Genomic DNA, 2,968 nt, shown 5'->3' on the forward strand with positions numbered 1-2,968 from the left:
AATCTTGGCGATCTGCGCCGCCATCGAGCCCACCGCGCCGGCGGCGGTGGAGACGAAGACCTGCTCGCCGTCCTTTAGCTGGCCGATGTGCAGAAGGCCGCCGTAGGCGGTGAAGCCGGTCCCGCCGAGCGGTCCCATATGCACGGTCAGCGGCAGGCCGGGCTCGGGGTTGAGCACCAGAAGCCCCCGCCCGTCCGAGGTGAAGACCTCGCGGAAGCCGAAGCGATTGGTGACCAGTTCGCCCTCCTTGAAGCCCGGATTGCGCGACTTCTCTACCCGGCCGAGCGCGCCGCCGCCCATGGCCTCGTTCAGCTCCTGACCGACGCTCATGCGCGGGCGCATGGCCGGATCGACCGACATGTAGAGGTTGCGCACCAGAACCTCGCCCTCGCCCGGATCGGCGACCTGGGTTTCGACCATGGCGAAGTCGTCGAGGCTGGGCAGGCCCTCCGGGCGCTTGACGAGGTGGATTTCGCGGCTGGGGGTCGACATGGGCGTCTCCTGGGCTGGGCGTCCTTGCTGGCCGCCGCATTTGCGCAAAACCTTAGGCCATCAGCGCCCGTTCGACCAAGCCGGAATGACGGCCGGTGCGGCTGGCCTTGCCTGAGGCGGCGGCGGTGCTATGGGCGGGCCATGCCCACGCCGTTCATCAGCCTGACCGCGACGCACAATCCGCACCGCTGGTACCTGCCGCTCGACGACAGCTTGTGCGTCGGGCCGCCGCAGCGCAGCTTGCTGGCCACCGCCAGCCAATCGTGCATCGTGCGCCTGCATGACGAAAGTCGCCGCGAGGGAGGCTAGACGCCGATGAGCAAGGAGCCCTGGTTTCGCGCCCGCACCGGCCTGTGGAGCTGGGGCTGGACGCCGGTCACCTGGCAGGGCTGGCTGGTCACCCTGGGCGGGGCGCTGGCGATCGCGGTCATCAACCTCGCGGTCATCGCCTATGTGAGCTTGAACCGCTGAGCCTCAGGCGCCGGCGCTGGCCGCCGCGCGGTTCTTGACCAGATCGTCCACCACGCTCGGATCAGCCAGGGTGGTGGTGTCGCCGAGATTGCCGATGTCGCCCTCGGCCACCTTGCGCAGGATCCGCCGCATGATCTTGCCCGAGCGGGTCTTGGGCAGGCCGGGCGCCCACTGGATGACGTCCGGGGCCGCGAAGGGGCCGATCTCATGGCGGACCCACTTGGTCAGCTCGGCGCGCAACGCGTCGCTGGCGGTCTGGTCGGCCTTCAGCGTGACATAGGCATAGATGCCCTGGCCCTTGATCTCGTGCGGGAAGCCGACCACCGCGGCCTCGGCGACGCTCTGGTGCGCGACCAGGACGGACTCGATCTCGGCGGTGCCCAGTCGGTGGCCGGAGACGTTGATCACGTCGTCGACGCGGCCGGTGATCCAGTAATAGCCGTCCTCGTCGCGACGGCAGCCGTCGCCGGTGAAATACTTGCCGGGATAGGTGGTGAAATAGGTGGTGATGAAGCGCGCGTGGTCGCCATAGACCGTACGCATCTGGCCCGGCCAGGAATCGACGATGCAGAGATTGCCCTGGGTCGAGCCCTCCAGCACCTGGCCGTCGGCGTCGACGATCTGCAGCTTCACCCCCGGCAGCGGCTTGGTCGCCGAGCCGGGCTTCAGCGCCGTGGCGCCCGGCAACGGCGCGATCAGCGCGGCGCCGGTCTCGGTCTGCCACCAGGTGTCGACGATCGGGCAGCGCCCCTCGCCGACCACGCGGTGGTACCAGAGCCAGGCTTCCGGATTGATCGGCTCGCCGACCGTGCCCAGCAGACGCAGCGACTTGCGGCTGGTGCGCCGGACCGGCGCATCGCCGTCGCGCATAAGCGCCCGCAGCGCGGTCGGGGCGGTGTAGAAGATCTCGACCTTGTGCTTGTCGATCACCTCCCAGAACCGCGACACGGTCGGATGGTTGGGGACGCCCTCGAAGATCAGCGAGGTCGCGCCATTGGCCAGCGGCCCATAGACGATGTAGCTGTGCCCGGTCACCCAGCCCACGTCGGCGGTGCACCAGAAGACCTCGCCCGGCCGGTAGTCGAAGATCAGCTCGTGGGTCCACGAGGCCCAGGTCAGATAGCCGCCGGTGGTGTGCAGCACCCCCTTGGGCTTACCGGTCGAGCCGGAGGTGTAGAGGATGAACAGCGGATCCTCCGCCCCCATGGGCTCGGGCGGGCAGTCGGCGGAAACCCGCGCGCGGGCCTCGTCATAGTCCACGTCGCGGCCGGCCCGCATCGGCACGTCGGCGCCGGTGCGCCTGACCACGATGACCGTCTTCACCTCCGGGCAGGCCTGCAGCGCCTCGTCGACATTGGCCTTCAGCGGCACTTTTCGGCCGCCGCGCAGGCCCTCGTCGGCGGTGATGATCAGGTGGGAGTCACAGTCCTGCACCCGGCCGGCGATGGAATCGGGCGAGAAACCGCCGAAGATCACCGAATGGACCGCGCCGATGCGCGCGCAGGCCAGCATGGCGTAGGCGGCCTCGGGGATCATCGGCAGGTAGATGGTGATCCGGTCGCCCTTCCTGGCGCCGTGAGCTTTCAAGACGTTGGCCATGCGGCAGGTCTCGGCATGGGCCTCGGCATAGGTGATGCAGCGGCTGTCCTTCGGGTCGTCGCCTTCCCAGATGAAGGCGATGTCGCTGGCGCGGTGCGGCAGATGCCGGTCGAGGCAGTTGGCCGAGACGTTCAGCACCCCGTCGGCGAACCAGCGGATGCGGAAGTCGTCGCGGGCGAAGGAGACGTCCTTGACCACCGAAAACGGCTTGATCCAGTCCAGCCGGCCGGCGACGTCGCGCCAGAAGCCGTCCGGATTGGCCTCGACCCGTTTCCAGGCGGCGGCGTAGCCGGCGGCGTCCATGTGGGCCTTCTTGGCCCAGGCCTGCGGAACCGGGAAAACCTCGCCGTCGCTCATGGCTCGCCTCCGTATCGTTGTTGTCCGACGACTAAGCGGACCCGGGCGC

3 protein-coding genes and 1 pseudogene are annotated in these 2,968 nt (G+C 68.8%); 2 read left to right on the forward strand and 2 right to left on the reverse strand.

Going from position 1 to position 2,968, the window contains the following annotated elements; genetic code table 11:
- Positions 1–492: pseudogene (locus tag VGL85_RS06285) on the reverse strand (NADP-dependent oxidoreductase); the annotation flags it as partial.
- A gap of 141 nt (positions 493–633) precedes the next feature.
- Between VGL85_RS06285 and VGL85_RS06290 the strand changes: the two are divergent.
- Together VGL85_RS06290 and VGL85_RS06295 are read left to right on the forward strand one after the other, a co-directional pair.
- Positions 634–801 carry a hypothetical protein gene (locus tag VGL85_RS06290; protein ID WP_331587143.1) on the forward strand — a complete coding sequence of 56 codons (168 nt, stop codon included), beginning with the start codon at positions 634–636 and terminating at the stop codon, positions 799–801.
- A 6-nt stretch (positions 802–807) separates the two neighbouring features.
- On the forward strand, positions 808–963 hold the full coding sequence (locus VGL85_RS06295; RefSeq protein WP_331587145.1) for a hypothetical protein: 156 nt from the start codon (positions 808–810) through the stop codon (positions 961–963).
- A 3-nt stretch (positions 964–966) separates the two neighbouring features.
- Here the strand turns inward: VGL85_RS06295 and acs are convergent, their stop codons facing one another.
- Positions 967–2,919, reverse strand: a complete 1,953-nt coding sequence (gene acs / locus VGL85_RS06300) for an acetate--CoA ligase (protein WP_331587147.1) — start codon at positions 2,917–2,919, stop codon at positions 967–969.
- Positions 2,920–2,968 lie beyond the last annotated feature (49 nt).

The organism is Phenylobacterium sp., assembly GCF_036501465.1.
GTDB lineage: Bacteria > Pseudomonadota > Alphaproteobacteria > Caulobacterales > Caulobacteraceae > Phenylobacterium.